Source organism: Alteromonas sp. G5_S2_22_S1 (assembly GCF_054968525.1).
Map to the genome: position 1 here is coordinate 79,441 of NZ_JBQKUJ010000008.1, position 14,959 is coordinate 94,399.

The window sequence follows — 14,959 nt, forward strand, 5'->3', positions numbered from 1 at the left end:
AATTAATTCCCATCAAAAATAGCACTAGCGCGCTAATACACTTCTTATACTTCACTTGTTTTCTTCTTCTACTACTCATACCTGAGCTTATGAAGTGAGGTTACCAAAAAATGGCAAAAATGTTTGATGATTTTAGCGGGATCGAATTAAAAAAGGGCCTTAAAAAGGCCCTTATCGTAAGTGCTTATTAAACTTAGAAGCTGTATCTAGCACCTAGCGTGTAGCGAGGGCCATACTGACGAGCAAATAAGAATTGCTCTTCAAAGCGGCCGTAACCACGCTCGGTTTCGTCGTTGATGTTTACACCTTCTAAGAACACGGTTAGGTGCTCATTCACATCGTAGTTGATGCTGGCGTCAACCTGACCAAACGTATCGAACTGAGTCGCTGGGTTATCCGCCGAGCCTTGTGCTTGGCCAATGCCTACTACGTAGTCTGAACGCCATGCGTAAGTGACTTTTACAGACAGGCCTTCTTTCTCGTAAAACACTTGGAAGTTAGCTGAGTCACTGATACCTACTAGCGGGTTTTGTTGCTCTAGGTTGTATGGGTCGTACTCTACGTCACCATCAACCAGCGTCGCGTTGGCACCAAAACCAAAGCCCGTTTCACCAAATGTGTGTTGAACAGCAAGTTCGATACCTTCAACGGTTTTAGAATCATCAAGGTTACGCGGCTTAACCACATTCCACTCGATAAGCGGGTCGTCTGAGTTAGGCTCAACAACGCCGTCTGCATCAGCGTAGCCCGCTTCTCTGAAGTAGTCGTAAATGTTACTGTCGGTCGCCTGAATGCCTTCTGCCTGAAGCGCAGAAACAGCTTCTTGCCATCTTGGGCCTTGGTAAATATCGTTAAGGCCGTCAAAGGTTTCAAGCCTACCTTGGGTGTCGATATAATTCTTCACTGACTTTCTGAACAGGCCTACTGACGCATAGCTTGCTTCGTCATAGTACCATTCGAAAGATAAGTCTAAGTTAGTCGACTCATAAGGTTTAAGGTCGGTACTGCCTTCAGATACTACCCTCGAGCCAATTTTAGGACTCCCGCTAAATGAACGTCCGCCTTGTAAAAAGCCGATAGGTGCACGGGTAATTGATTTACCCCAAGAGAAACGGGCAACAATATCGTCTGTCACATCGACTTTTACGTCGAACATAGGCAGAAGCACGTCGTACTTACCGGTGAAGTCTTGCTCTTCAACACCCTCTTGGAATACGGTAATCCATTCACCCGCTGCAACCCAGTTTACTTGGATAGGAACGCGAACTTCCGCGGTGCTAGGTACCTCGGTTTCTTCGTAGCGAAGACCTGCATTAACCTGTACATAGTAATCGCTAACTTCAAAGTCCCACTCTGTTTGCACATAGATTGAATCTGTTGTTTCTTCTACGTTGCTTACTGAAGGATCGCCGCTGAAATACGGGTCGATAGAATACGCGTTGCTCTCACCCACCACGTCAGCAGTGATGAATTGTAGTTGACGAGCAATGGCTTCATCGAAGTCAAAGGTGTAGTAATAGCCAGGGTTCATGCCCGCGCCACCACCATCAAAGGCATCTAAGAAGCCTGACGTATCATTGCGAACGAACATACTGTCTGGGAATATTTCTGTAAACGATGGGCTGAAGCCAGGTCCTCCGCGCAGTCCACTCCAAGCGGTAAAGCCTGTCAGCGACTGCTCAGTACGTGCAACACCAAAATCAATTTTAACTAGCGGAATATCCCACGTAGAGTTGTACCAGGTGCCGTCAAGCTGCAGCTGCTCGATGTCAGAGCGGCCCGGTGAATAGATAAACTGGCTGAAGTTAGAGTCAATCTCGCCCGGCATGATTTCGTTAGTGCCGTTATTCCAGTTAACATAGACTTGTGGAATTTCACCTTCGCGATAGTCATAAACTTTTGAATCCAGTTGATTTGAACCCAAAATAATTTGTCCGGCGCTACCTAGCCCTTCATCATAACCGTTGTCAGTTTTGTTGTACGAGTCGTGATAGTCGAGACGTAGATGCCAGTCGTCATTTACCATCCAATCTAGGTTTACACCCAATGAGCGAGCATCAACGCGAGTTGTGTTACGGCTTGCGGTAAACGAACCGTCATCGCCGCTGATATCAGCATAAACGGCCGTACCGTTTTCATCAAGCTCGTAAGCATTGATGTTAGCACCAAAGTTGTTCCAAATACCCCAACCTACACTGTTAGTGCCGGTAGTTGCACGAGAGGCGGTGTAGTCTATTGTTGCGGTAAATTCATCAACTGGACGGAACTGGAAGGTTACTTGGCCGTTTTGACGCTCACGCTGCACGTCATTGATGCTGTAGTTCATGTCTTTTGGAAAGAACGCCGCATTAGTAATGTTAGTGCGGTTATCAACAACATTGCTTGGGTCTATGTTTTGAGGCAGATCGTCGTTTTCTTGCAGTACCCACCCTTGAATATTTGCTGACTGCTGCTGGAAGTCACGCTCTTGGTGTGAGAATGACACGCCGAATCCGAACATGTCATCTGCAAAGGTATTAGTGTAAACGCCTGCAATCTCTGGCGTTACATCGTCACCCGCTTCGTTAGACGTATCGTAAATGCCCTTAACCGAAATAGTCGCATTTTGGCCTGACTGAGCCAGTGGCTTCATAGTGATGATATTTACCGTTGCACCTAAGCCGCCGCTCGGGTTTTCTGCGCGGGCCGTTTTCTGAAGCTCTAGCGTGTTTACGCCTTCAGATGAAAGGTTGGCAAGGTCGAAAGAGCGAGTAAAACCTGTGCCTGGCATTTGGCGTCCGTTAAGGGTTACCAAGTTGAACTCTGGGCCAAAACCCCGCACGGTAATTTGGCTACCTTCACCGTTGCTTCGGCTGATAGTTACACCCGTAATGCGCTGCAATGCTTCAGCGAGGTTAGTATCAGGAAATTTACCCAGTTCTTCTGCTGATATAGCGTCAACCACACCGCTTGAACTGCGTTTTAAGTCCATAGAACGGATCATACTGCCGCGAATACCGCTAACCTGAATAACTTCTACTTCGCCCTCTGCAGGTGTCGCTGTCTCAGCGTCTTGCGCGTAAGTAGGTAGTGCGAGTGTGGAGCCCATCAACAACGCCATTGATGTGGCAAGCTGGGTCTTCTTAAAAGATGTGTTTTTCATAATTGCCCTACTAATTCTTATCAAATGGAGAGTGCCGCTTTAGGGTGCTAGAGCGGCATCCGCTTTGTTACTGTGCGGCTATTTCTGCATTATCAACGCGGTATACTGCGCCTTCACCTGAACCCCATGCCGGGAACATCATAATGACGTTGATGGCGCTGATGTCTAAGCCCGCGTCGTACAGGGTTTGAAGCGGGAATGTATAGGTTTGCCATTCGCCTTCAACAGGATCTACACCTTCAAGGCTTGCTGAAATCGGTAGCTCAACCGCCGATGACACATTGATAGACTCAATTTTAAATAACCAAGGCGCCGATGCGTCGTTAGGCATTGAGCTTACTTTCATCTCAAAGCGCACTACACCGTTTGTTAGTAGCGCAGATGCGTCGTACGAATGACCGTCATCAGCAATAATACCCATTACTGTTGGCGTTGCGCCGATGCGGAATTCAGCTACCGTGCCGTGCTCTGCATCGTCTACTTCTTCAGTGGGTGTTGAACCGCCACAGCAATCCCAAATGCGCCATTGATCAGCAGCTGTATCTGCAAATAGAGTAAGGCCGCCAGCAGGTGCTTCTGCGCCGTTGTCAGGGTGGAAAATTTTAACGTTGTCTAAGCGATAGACTGCACCTTCACCAGTGCTCCAAGCAGGGAATACCATGATGACGTCAATCGCGCTTACGTCTAAACCACGGGCCTGTAAATCTGAAATAGGGAAAGTGTATGTTTGCCATTCACCTTCAACAGGGGCTTGGCCTTCAACGCTATCGGCTAAAGGAAGTTCTACCGCGGTTGATGCACCGTTTGACTCAACTTTAAATAGCCATGTTGAATCTGGATTGGTTGGCGCACTCAACACCCGCATTTCAAACTGTAGTAAACCACCGTCTGTTAGCGCTGTGGCATCAAATGGGGTATCGCCACCGCCAGATTCAGAGCGAGTAATAAAGCCCATTACCGTTGGCTCTGCACCAATGCGGAATTCTGCAGTTAGGCCATGCGCTTCATCATCCATTTCTTCAGTTGGCGTAGAACCACCACAGCAATCCCACATAGGCCAGTTAGGGTTTTGACCGTCCTCGAAGATAACTAACTCAGGGTAGCTAACGCCACCTTCCTGAGAAATTTCTACGTTCGCCATGCGATACACAGCACCGTTACCTGTATCCCATGCAGGGAAAACCATAATGACGTCGATGGCACTGGTATCAAGGCCGGCTTGTGCTAGCGCGCTCAATGGAAATTCATAAGACTCCCACACACCTTGTTCTGGTGTTGCGCCGGCCGTGTCTGCTGGGCCTACGTAGCCGTCCATCAAAGGCAGCTCAGCAAAGGTCGAACCTTCTGAGCTTTCTACTTTAAATAGCCAGTTTGTCGTTGCATTGTTAGGAAGTGACGTCACTTTGAGGTCAAATTTAACGCTGCCCGTCTCTTCGATTGGTGAGGCGTCGAATGGCGAAGCTTCTCCTTCTGGGTCAGTAATAAACTGACTGCGGCTTATAAAGCCCATTACCGTTGGCGCTTCGTTAATAGTAAACTCGTAAACTTGTCCCTGCTCTGAATCTTCTACAAGTTCAGGTGTAGTGCCACCACAGCAATCCCATGCTGGCCAGTTAGGGTTCGGCGCACCGTCAAAAATCGTTAGGTTTTGAGGAATGCCGGTCGAAGGCGGAGTAGGTACTGGCGCAGCGCCTTCCACTAGTGCATCGTCTAATGAATCGTATCCAGGGCGTACAGTTTCACAGCCTTTTCCAGTATCTGGGTCTGACGCACATTCATATACGCGTACATAATCTACTTCGAAGGTTTGACCTTCTGCGAATGCTTCAGCATCAATACCGGTTTCATTTACATTGGCTGGCCAATCGCCACCTACCGCAAAGTTTAGAATCAGATAAAACTCTTGGTCAAATGGCGCATTATCCCAGTGTGTTGTTAGCTCGCCTGTGCCTTGTTCGTAATATTCAGCGTACCAGCCACGATGGGACAGGCCAGAGGCTTCACCATTGGCGTTATAACGTACTTCAGAGCGACGCTGGGTAGCATAAAGATACCCATCCATATACCAGCGAATTTCCCCTTCTTGCCATTCTACCGCGTAGGTATGGAAGTCATCGGCAGGGTTAGCGCCGTCGGGAAGCGAATAAGCTTGGCCAGAACTATCATTGTTTGGCCATTCCTGACCATAATGAAGGGTACCGTAGATATGGCTCTCTGGGTTGCCTTCAGCATCAGCAGCTTTTAGGTTCACGGCTTCAACAATGTCAATTTCACCAGAGCGCGGCCAACCGCCATACACTTCATCAGTAGGCATCATCCAAAACGCCGGCCAACTTCCTTGCCCTTCAGGCATTTTTGCACGCATTTCAATGCGTCCGTATTTAAAGTCGGCTTTGTAACGTGTATTAAGACGGGCTGATGTGTAAGGTTTTGGCGCACCTTCTTCGGCAGGGAGTGCAACAATTTTTAAGCTACCGTCAGAAACGAATGCGTTTTCTTCGCTGTCGGTATAGCACTGCGCTTCATTATTGCCGCCGCCGTTACAATCTACTTCATGGGTCCAGTTATCGTCATCGATACTAGCCCCATCGAATTCGTCGCTCCACACCAGCTCCCAGTCGGAAACGGGTACCGATGCGTCAACAACGTCAATATCTGTAGAGGTTGTTGAACCGCCTCCACAGCCAAATAGGGTAGTGACTGAGAGCGCGGCAGCTATCCGCGATAGTTGAGATGCTTTTTTCGTCATTGTTTTCAGCCCTGATCTAATGAAATTGGGTTTTTATGTGTGGCAACGGCCACGTAAAAAGCTTTTGTAAGCGCTTACAATTTACGCCAAATAAAAATGGCTGTTTGAAAGCGCTTACATTACATTAAGCTACTGGCGTGTAAAGATCAATACTGTTCTCATAAATTTAACATTCTACTTAAGCTGAAAAATGCGCTGTTAAATTTTATTTTTGTTTTAATACAATGATTTATTTGTTTTCTTATACCGAAGTATAGATTTTTGGTAAGTGTGTTCACGCAGCATTTACAAAAGGGTTAACGCACTTGTTAACAAGCTGTGTAAAAGTTTCTATTCGCAGAATTTTAGTCTTCAGGTATGCTCTGATTCAGGCCCAACTTGTGGAACTTCATTATGCATCACCACCATAGCGCTCGCGATAATCCTCACTCGCACAGCCATGATTTAGAGAACGCTGACTCTACGCGTATAGGCTGGGCTTTTTGGCTTAACTTTACTTTCACCATTATTGAATTTATTGGCGGGTGGTTAACTAATAGCGTAGCTATTATGGCCGATGCGGTGCATGACTTAGGTGATACCTTATCTATAGGCTTAGCGTGGTATTTAAGTAAACTAGGTAAGAAGGCATCCACTGAAAAGTACACTTACGGTTTCAAACGCTTGAGCCTAATGGGGGCCATGATAAATGGTGTCATTTTAATCGTTGGTGCTGTGTGGATACTTTCTGAAGCTATTCCTCGACTAGTTAACCCAGAAATGCCTGTTACTGAGGGTATGATGGGCTTAGCCGTACTCGGTATTTTGGTAAATGGCCTTGCTGCCTACAAGCTTCACGGCGGGCATTCAATGAATGAAAAGGTGCTTAACTGGCATCTCATCGAAGATGCCATGGGATGGGTAGCTGTTCTTATCGTTGCTATTGTACTTCATTTTGTAAATTGGCCCATCCTCGACCCTATTTTATCTATCGGATTTACCCTCTTCATACTGATTAACGTCATCAGGTATGTGGTGCAAACTATGTCGCTATTTCTTCAGGGAGTGCCTGATTTGGCGACACGTAATGCCATAAGTAAGCAGCTATTATCAATTAAACACGTTGAAGAAATACATCACGTGCACTTTTGGTCTTTAGATGGCGAGCAACACGTTCTCACTGCTCATGTGGTAATTAATTGCTTAATAGACAATGAAAAGTTGCGAGCTTTAAAGCAGGAAGTTAATGAGCGGCTGACCCCGTTTGGTTTATCTCATACCACGATTGAGTTTGAGCTGCCCGGTGAGCCGTGTAGAGATGATAAAGACCATTTACACACCCATTCACACAGCCACGCCCATGAAGAAATAAACTAACAATCATGTGTGGAAGTGGTGGCTTCTATAAATAGCCTAGTAAGGTTTAAATTTTAACGTTTTGCACGATAAGCGTTACGCCGCTCATTGCCAACATGGTTAGGGCTAAAAGCCTTACAGTTGCCGCGGGCACTCTCACCGCCAACAGCCGACCTATTCGAGTAAAAACAAGGATTACGGGAACTGCGCATAAAGCAGAAATAACCACTTCGCTAGATGGGAGGGTGCCTAGTGGCACTATAGCAAGTCGAATAAGAGAAGTGACGCTAAATACTGCCAATAGCGTAAATCTAATTTCGTTTATAGACCATGCTTGCCGGTAACACTGAAAAACAACAGGTGGTCCAAACGTAGAAAAAAGCCCGCCGAGTAGGCCGCCTAGCGCACCTGCTATAGAAAAACCATAAGCTCGCTCAGACGGCGTTGCCTGCTTTCTTTTTACTAAAAGAAGGCCGCAGCAACTTAAAATAGCTACGCCTAGCAATAGGTTTAGCCATGTAGTCATGCCAGCAGAAAGGTACTCAAGTAATGCATATCCTAGTGCCATAAACGGAATGCCGCTCACAAGTAATAGGGTGAAAGCACGCTTGTTTATATGGTCTATATTTCGGGCAACCAAGCTAACGGAATTGAACAGACTAAGGAAGCATACTACGAAGGTGGTAGCAGTAAGCGGTAAAATATTAAACAAGGTAAAGCTAGACACCACCATAAGTCCAAAGCCAAACCCGCTTAATGTTTGAAGAAGCGTTGCAAGACCTAAAAGCGCGAACATGGGAAGCAGTGTTTCTAAAAGCATTCTGTGTAATTCCTAATGTGAGTGCGATTTATGCCAAAAATGCGCTAAGAGTCTGGTTTTTCAGGCTAGTGCCAAAACGTCGTTGAATTGATTAAGGTGCCTAGTGAAAAGCGCAGATAGAAGCTTATACTGCCTAAAAACTAGTGTATTTAAGTTTTACCTAATTAATACTCTAGTTTTTTGTTTTTTCTCCGATACTTATAATACAACGCTACTTCAGACTAATGGTTAATATGTATTAACATCTGTTAGTCTGGTAAAAATAATTCTATAAAAAATCTACCGGTAACTACACATGTTTGTATCTCGCAGTAAATACGAAGAAAAAGACGCTGAAGTTCGTCAACTAGAAGTGAAACTTGAAGAGGCTCTAAAGAGAGTTGAGCTGCTTGAGACTGAAAACAGCGATTTACATTCTGCTATTGAAACGGCGACTAATCAGCAAGTGTCGGTAACTGAATCGGTGGTAGTGAAGTGCTTAATCGATGCACTGGGCCAGCTAGAAGGGGTTCGAGAAACGGTTCTGCATTCCTACGAACGCATCAACGCTGAGAGCCAGTCCATCGTTAATATCAATGAACTATTCAGTGAGTCAGCGTCGACATTAAATAAAATTGTTTCTGATATGAGTGGCCTAAATGTACAGATGGGGAGCATGAGCGAGCGTATTTCCGGCCTTTCCACTACTGCTGATAACATCAACAAGTTTGTTACCACAATTACGAGTATTTCTGATCAAACCAACTTGCTGGCTCTCAATGCCGCCATAGAGGCTGCCCGCGCAGGTGACGCTGGGCGAGGGTTTAGTGTTGTTGCCGATGAGGTTCGCGCACTAGCAACGGAAACGAACAAATCCGCCACGGAAGTTTCTGAGCTTGTAAACGGAATTATTCAATCTACGTCCAAGGCTGTTTCTGGTGTGAATGAGCTGCGGGGCAATAACGAGCAGTTAGAAACTGGTATTAACCAGCTTAACGGTAGCTATGAAAGCATGGTTCAACATTGCGATAGTATGAAATCTACAATCAGTGAAGGAGCTATGGCTACCTTTATCCAAACGGTAAAACTAGACCATGTTGTATGGAAATCAGACGTTTACGCAGTGATGTGCGGTTATAGCAGTAAAACAGCAGCGGAATTTAGTGACCACGTAAACTGTCGGCTAGGCAAGTGGTACAGTGGCAATGCAAGTACAGCGATCGGTCAAACAGCCGCATTCAGAGAAATCGATATTCCCCACGCGAAGGTGCACAGTAGCGGTATAGCGGCAGTGCAAGCTAAGCAAAATGGGAACAATGCTGAAGCTGATGCTAAGCTCATAGAAATGGAACAAGCAAGCGAACGGGTTATGACATTGCTTGACCGACTGATAAATTAACGCCCGTTAAGTATTATCGGGCCCTGTAAATTTAAGCGGCGTCACACAATGTGTGACGCGTGAATCTTGAGGCTGCTTAGTGAGTGAGATACCAAGTTCAACAGAACACGAACGTATTTTAGCGCTTGAAGCCCGCGTGAACTCTTTAGAGCGCCAGTTAAAGCGCCAAAAGATTGCGCGTAAAAATGCCGAATCCTTTCTAGAAACATATTCTCAAGACGCTTACCTTGCAAATCAAGCGCTCAGAAAAGCATTGAACGACTCTAAGCAGCGTGAGCGCGAACTGCTTTACTTAAACCGCACCGCTTCTCAGCTAACCCAAGCAAAATCTGGCGTAAGTTATATTTTTTCAGCGCTTGAATCGGCGGTTGAGTTTAGCGGCGCTTATTGTGGTAAAGCTTTCACCGTTAAGGACGGCGAATTATCGATAGGCGATGATGATCGAGTTCTTGCCAATGGCCAAGGTTGGATAACCTCTCATGACCTTGCAAAGTTAATTTTAGATGAGACGCCGTTAGATTTACGAGAAAGCTATTCCCACTGGTGCGTAAGCGCAGTCATACGTCCTGATACGCACAAAGAGGCACGGTTACTTCACTTTATGCATGAAATGTCACAGGGTGAATATACGTGGCTGGTGCTACTTACTAACGATGATAACCTTGAAGAAGAAACACTCTACGTTTTAGATACCACTAAATACTATCTCAATATTACCTCTCGATACCAAAATAAGAAAAGCGAGTTAGATAATCGTCAGCTTGAACTAAGCAACGTCAAAAAAGATCGTGACTTCTTGGAAGAGCGATTAGTCAGTGCAGATAAAATGGCAATGTTAGGGCAACTTGCCGCAGGTATTGCTCACGAGATTAACAACCCTATTGGCTATGTACGAAGTAATACGGTGGTTGCGAAAGACATTTTTAACGATTACCAACGTGCGCTTGAAGAAATTGGCAACTTGTGTACCCGGGCAGGTGGTGAGATAGAAGAACAATTTACAGCGCTTGAAAAGCGTTTTTCGCTTAAAGACAGCGCAATAGAAATAGCCCAAATGTTCGATGAATCCCATGAAGGGATAGAACGCATCATAGAAATTGTTAAAGCCTTACGCAGCTTCTCTTACCCCGGTTCTGGTAAACATACCCAGATAAGCGCTATTGAAGCGATGAACACGGTTATTAAACTTACTAACAACTTACATCGTTATCGCAATAATGTGGTTTTCGAAGTGCCAAAAGAAGACGTTTTCTTTAACGGTAACTCAGGGCAGATTCAGCAAGTTCTCATGAATTTCTTAACTAATGCCATATATGCTACACCACAAGGCAAAGGCATAACGTTGAAGGTAGAAAGAGATGAGCAGAACGTCATTCTTGTTATAGATGACGAAGGCGAGGGGATGTCTAAAGAAACGCTGAGCAAAATTTTTACGCCTTTTTTTACCACTAAACCGCCGGGGGAGGGCACTGGCTTAGGCATGTCTATCTCAATGACAATTGTTGAACAGCACAACGGAAAAATTATTATTGCCAGTGAAGAAGGGAAGGGAACAAAAGTATCGGTGATACTCCCTATAGCCTAAAGTATAAATCGCTTTTCTAACTCTCTGATAAAGTATAAAATTCCCTAATTTTTTCCATTTCACTAGACAGCAGATGTTTATGTTCTAGTCTTAGGGGAAAGCGATGATCGTACGCTTTGACGGACGAACGCTTTGCATAACGGAGAAAGCACTGCATGAGAAACAACCAGCCGGTTACTCAAAAAGAATACAAGTTTCCTACTCACCATCGACTTATTTCCTCTACCGACAAGCGCGGAGTTATACAGCATTGTAACGACGAGTTTGTTGAAGTAAGTGGGTTCAGTAGAGATGAACTAATCGGCAAAAATCACAATATAATAAGACATCCAGATATGCCATCGCCAGTGTTTAAGGAAATGTGGCGTACATTAGAGTCTGGCCAAAGCTGGTTAGGCTTGGTTAAAAATAGAAGAAAAAATGGCGACCATTACTGGGTTTCTGCTTTCGTAACGCCTGTTTACGAAGGAGCGACGATAGTGGGCTATGAGTCTGTTAGGGTTCCTGCTTCAAATGCGGAGACAAGGCGAGCATCGGGCATTTACGCGAGGTTGCAACAAGGAAAGTCTGCGGTATCTGCCACATCGCGTTTTACGCAAATGCTTATGCATATGGCGCCCTCGTTGTTAATAAGTGCGCTTTTAGTTGTCGCGCTTGGGTTAACTCATGGCTTAGCTGCTGCGGGCATTGCGTTTGTCGGTACGTTAGTTTTAGTCACTGTTCAACAAGCGAAAGGTAAAAAAGACTGGAATGCGCTGCTTTCTTTGAGCCCTAAAAGTTACGCAAACGATACCGTGGCCCAAACCTACTATGACGACGCCACGCATATTGCGCAAGCCAAGCTTGCGCTTGCCTGCGAACTGGCACGCAACAGAACGGCATTAACGAGAATTAAAGATGCATCAGCAAGTCTAGAAAATATCGCTAATACCACCCACCAACAAGCAGAAAGCACAAGCGCAGCGGTGGTTCAGCAAAACCAAGCAACACAGCAAATTGCATCGGCAGTTACACAAATGAGTCAAGCCATTCAAGAAGTGGCAGAGCGGGTGGAAAGTAATGCTATAAGTGCTCGGTCTGCGGCGGAAAACGTGGCAACGGGGAATGAAAAAGCCGAGCAGGCAATGCAGGCAATTGTTGCGCTGCGTGAAGCCGTAGAGTCAATTTCAACAACGGTAACTGAGCTTGCTCAGTCCACCAGTGATATTGGCGAAGCAGCCAATATCATCTCTACAATTGCAGAACAAACCAATTTACTAGCGCTGAATGCTGCTATTGAAGCCGCAAGAGCCGGTGAGCAAGGCAGAGGCTTTGCTGTAGTTGCCGATGAAGTCAGAACGCTAGCCTCAAAAACCCGGGAATCTACAGACAAAATTCACAATATTATTAATGAATTAGCAGAACGCTCTGAGCGAGCCGTACGTGTCTCGAATGAAGGGTTAACATCGGCTGAACACGGCAGCGCTATTGTTGAAGAGACCCGTGGGGCGCTATTTGAGATAAACAGCGCGGTGAAAGGGATAGCTGATGCTACGGTTGAAATGTCGTCGGCGGTTGAAGAGCAAAGCACGGTAGCAGAACATATCAATCAGCAGCTAGTTGAAGTTGCCGATGGCGCCTCGGAAACACAGCGTTCGTCAGAGGCCTCATTGGCGGCGAGTCACGACTTGCGTGCTACTGTAAATCAAGTTCACGAGCTAATTCTTCGTTTTAGTACAAACGAGAAAGAGGGAGAGTAACTTCTCCCTTTCTAATGTCGTGACTAATTACTGTTAAGCCCAGCGTGCAGGCCCCGCTTGTAAGCTGCGATGGCTGGGAACAACGACACCAAGTAGGTACAGCCTAATATGAGCAATACTATGATGACACTGCTTTGACTAAATAGTGGGCTTGATAAAAATAACCCGTACGTACTGCTTAGCCAAGGTTTGAACATGCTCATTAATACGGCAACCAGTGCGATGCTTAATGCTGCGCTAACAATAGTGAGTAGCATTGCTTCTAGCTGGATCAGTAACAGTAGAGTAAACGGGCCAGCGCCAATTGTACGCAATACGGCAATCTCCTGATAGCGCTCTCGCATTGTTGCTAACAGCATGGTTGCCAGGCCAATAAGGGCGCAAATCACTATTAAACCTGACAAACCTAATAGCAAGGCCTCTACATTTCCCATTATCTGCCACAATTCAGCCAGTGCCATACCAGGTAAAATTGCCATTAGTGGCTCTTTTTTACTCTGATTAATTTGATATTGCAGTTGTAATGCGGCTGCGCGGTTTTTCAGTCCTAGCATGACGACAGACACAGATTCAGGTGTAAATGCGTCACTATCATAATTGTCTTGAGTAGGCTGTTCATGTTCATGTTCATGTTCATTTGTGCTGTGACCGTTAAGAAAAGCCGTTTTTTTACGTAACCGTGATGTATGCGCAGACTTAGGGCCTGAATGGGCTTTCTCTAACCCTTGTAATGTGACATACACCGCTTTATCTACTGGCGTTCCCGTTTTCTCGAGGATACCTGAAATAATAAAAGGGTGATCGTCATGGTTATTAAAAGAGACACTTCCAAGGCCGTGAGAAACAATTATCTTATCGCCAACCGTGTAGCCTAGTGAATCCGCAACATCAGCGCCTACAACGGTAGATAAAGGCTGCTCAAATACACGCCCTTCTGTCAGGGCTAAAGCTTGCTTGTCACCGTATTTAAAGTGTTCAAAAAAGCGGTTTGTCGTTCCTATAACTCTGAACCCTCGGTGAGTGTCACCTAATGAGAGGGGAATTAGCCAAGAAACCTGTTTATTCGATTTTAGCGACGCCACACTTTTGTAATCAATACCTTTAGTAGGCGTACCGATATTGAACACTGAAGACAGCAATAAATTCAACTGGCCGCTTGGGGCGCCAACAATTAGGTCAACGCCAGAAACGGTGCGTGTAAAGCTTGTTTTTACTTGGCTGCGAACAATATCTACACACAGCAGTAAGCTAATGCTAATGGTTATGCTTAAAAGGGTGAGTAACGCGGTTGTTTTTCTGCGTTTCAAGCTTTCGATGGCAATAGTGCTTAGCATTACAGGCTCTCCTGCTTAGGTTTGCTTGTATGCTTTACTGCGTGCGGTGGTTGTGTCGTTGATGGGAGGCTTAGTTCAGAAATACGAAAATGGCGGTCAAAATAGCGTTCCATCGCGTTATCATGACTTACAAATATCATGGTGCTGTCACTAGCGACCTCTTTCAGTAATGCCATAAAACTGTCACGGGCATCTGCATCAAGCGCTGATGTTGGCTCGTCCACAATTAATAGTTGAGGACTATTGATAAGCGCACGGGCTATTGCCACACGCTGCTGCTGTCCAATACTTAGTGCATCAGCTTTGGCATGTAAAACATGGGAAGGTAGCTGTAACCTATCAAGTAACTCACAGGTATTAGCCAGAACCTTTTGGCTACTATTGCCTTTACCTGAGAAATACGCGGCTGCGCTAATGTTTTGTGCAACCGAGAGGTAGGGGATGAGATTGAACTGCTGAAATACCACACCAATATTACGTGCTCTAAACTTGTCTCTTTGTCGATTAGATAAAGACGAGAACGGCTGTCCTAGCAAGGCAATGCTGCCTGCCGTTGGAGTAAGGGTGCCACAAAGTAAATTCAGTAACGTACTTTTTCCGCTACCAGACGGGCCGGAAAGAAACACATGCTCACCGCGTGATACTTGCCATTTTTCAATATTGAGTATCGGAGTGCTTTCTTTCGAATACGCAAAGTTTACATGACTAACTTCAATGGCGCTTTTACACTGAGTAAGAGCGCTCTTATTATTTATTATATTCACGCTAAGCCCAACCTAGGTCTTTGTTGTTATATATTGCAAAAGCAAACGATGCGCTCACTTGTACTAAAAGCAAGTTACCGCTTTGAAGTAATGCTATCAAATCACAATTGTAT

General features: G+C 45.5%; 9 protein-coding genes. 4 read left to right on the forward strand and 5 right to left on the reverse strand.

The window, feature by feature from the left end; genetic code table 11:
• Positions 1-193: 193 nt before the first annotated feature.
• Positions 194-3,142 carry a TonB-dependent receptor gene (locus ACTRWF_RS10525; protein ID WP_020744481.1) on the reverse strand — a complete coding sequence of 983 codons (2,949 nt, stop codon included), beginning with the start codon at positions 3,140-3,142 and terminating at the stop codon, positions 194-196.
• Between the two features lie 67 nt (positions 3,143-3,209).
• Positions 3,210-5,891, reverse strand: a complete 2,682-nt coding sequence (locus ACTRWF_RS10530) for a family 16 glycosylhydrolase (protein WP_462835531.1) — start codon at positions 5,889-5,891, stop codon at positions 3,210-3,212.
• A gap of 393 nt (positions 5,892-6,284) precedes the next feature.
• On the opposite strand from ACTRWF_RS10530, the gene ACTRWF_RS10535 reads away from it, so the two are divergent.
• Positions 6,285-7,247 carry a cation diffusion facilitator family transporter gene (locus tag ACTRWF_RS10535; protein ID WP_020744479.1) on the forward strand — a complete coding sequence of 321 codons (963 nt, stop codon included), beginning with the start codon at positions 6,285-6,287 and terminating at the stop codon, positions 7,245-7,247.
• Positions 7,248-7,293: 46 nt separating this feature from the next.
• Here ACTRWF_RS10535 and ACTRWF_RS10540 read toward each other — a convergent pair whose 3' ends face one another.
• A complete protein-coding gene (locus ACTRWF_RS10540) occupies positions 7,294-8,046 on the reverse strand; it encodes a sulfite exporter TauE/SafE family protein (protein ID WP_015068376.1) in 753 nt (250 codons plus the stop codon).
• 295 nt (positions 8,047-8,341) lie between these two features.
• On the opposite strand from ACTRWF_RS10540, the gene ACTRWF_RS10545 reads away from it, so the two are divergent.
• The 3 genes from ACTRWF_RS10545 to ACTRWF_RS10555 all read left to right on the forward strand — a co-directional run bounded on the left by ACTRWF_RS10545 (position 8,342) and on the right by ACTRWF_RS10555 (position 12,748).
• The gene (locus tag ACTRWF_RS10545) at positions 8,342-9,424 is read left to right on the forward strand and encodes a methyl-accepting chemotaxis protein (protein WP_012519962.1); all 1,083 of its coding nucleotides are present in this window, start codon (positions 8,342-8,344) and stop codon (positions 9,422-9,424) included.
• Positions 9,425-9,503: 79 nt separating this feature from the next.
• Positions 9,504-11,009, forward strand: coding sequence for a sensor histidine kinase (locus tag ACTRWF_RS10550; protein WP_012519961.1), 1,506 nt, complete (start codon positions 9,504-9,506; stop codon positions 11,007-11,009).
• Positions 11,010-11,164: 155 nt separating this feature from the next.
• On the forward strand, positions 11,165-12,748 hold the full coding sequence (locus ACTRWF_RS10555) for a methyl-accepting chemotaxis protein (RefSeq protein ID WP_012519960.1): 1,584 nt from the start codon (positions 11,165-11,167) through the stop codon (positions 12,746-12,748).
• Positions 12,749-12,771: 23 nt separating this feature from the next.
• Here the strand turns inward: ACTRWF_RS10555 and ACTRWF_RS10560 are convergent, their stop codons facing one another.
• Entirely contained in the window at positions 12,772-14,082 is a 1,311-nt protein-coding gene (locus ACTRWF_RS10560; protein WP_462835532.1) for an ABC transporter permease, read from the reverse strand.
• A complete protein-coding gene (locus ACTRWF_RS10565) occupies positions 14,082-14,846 on the reverse strand; it encodes an ABC transporter ATP-binding protein (RefSeq protein WP_012519958.1) in 765 nt (254 codons plus the stop codon). Before ACTRWF_RS10565 ends, ACTRWF_RS10560 begins: the two co-directional genes overlap by 1 nt.
• Between the last annotated feature and the right edge of the window lie 113 nt (positions 14,847-14,959).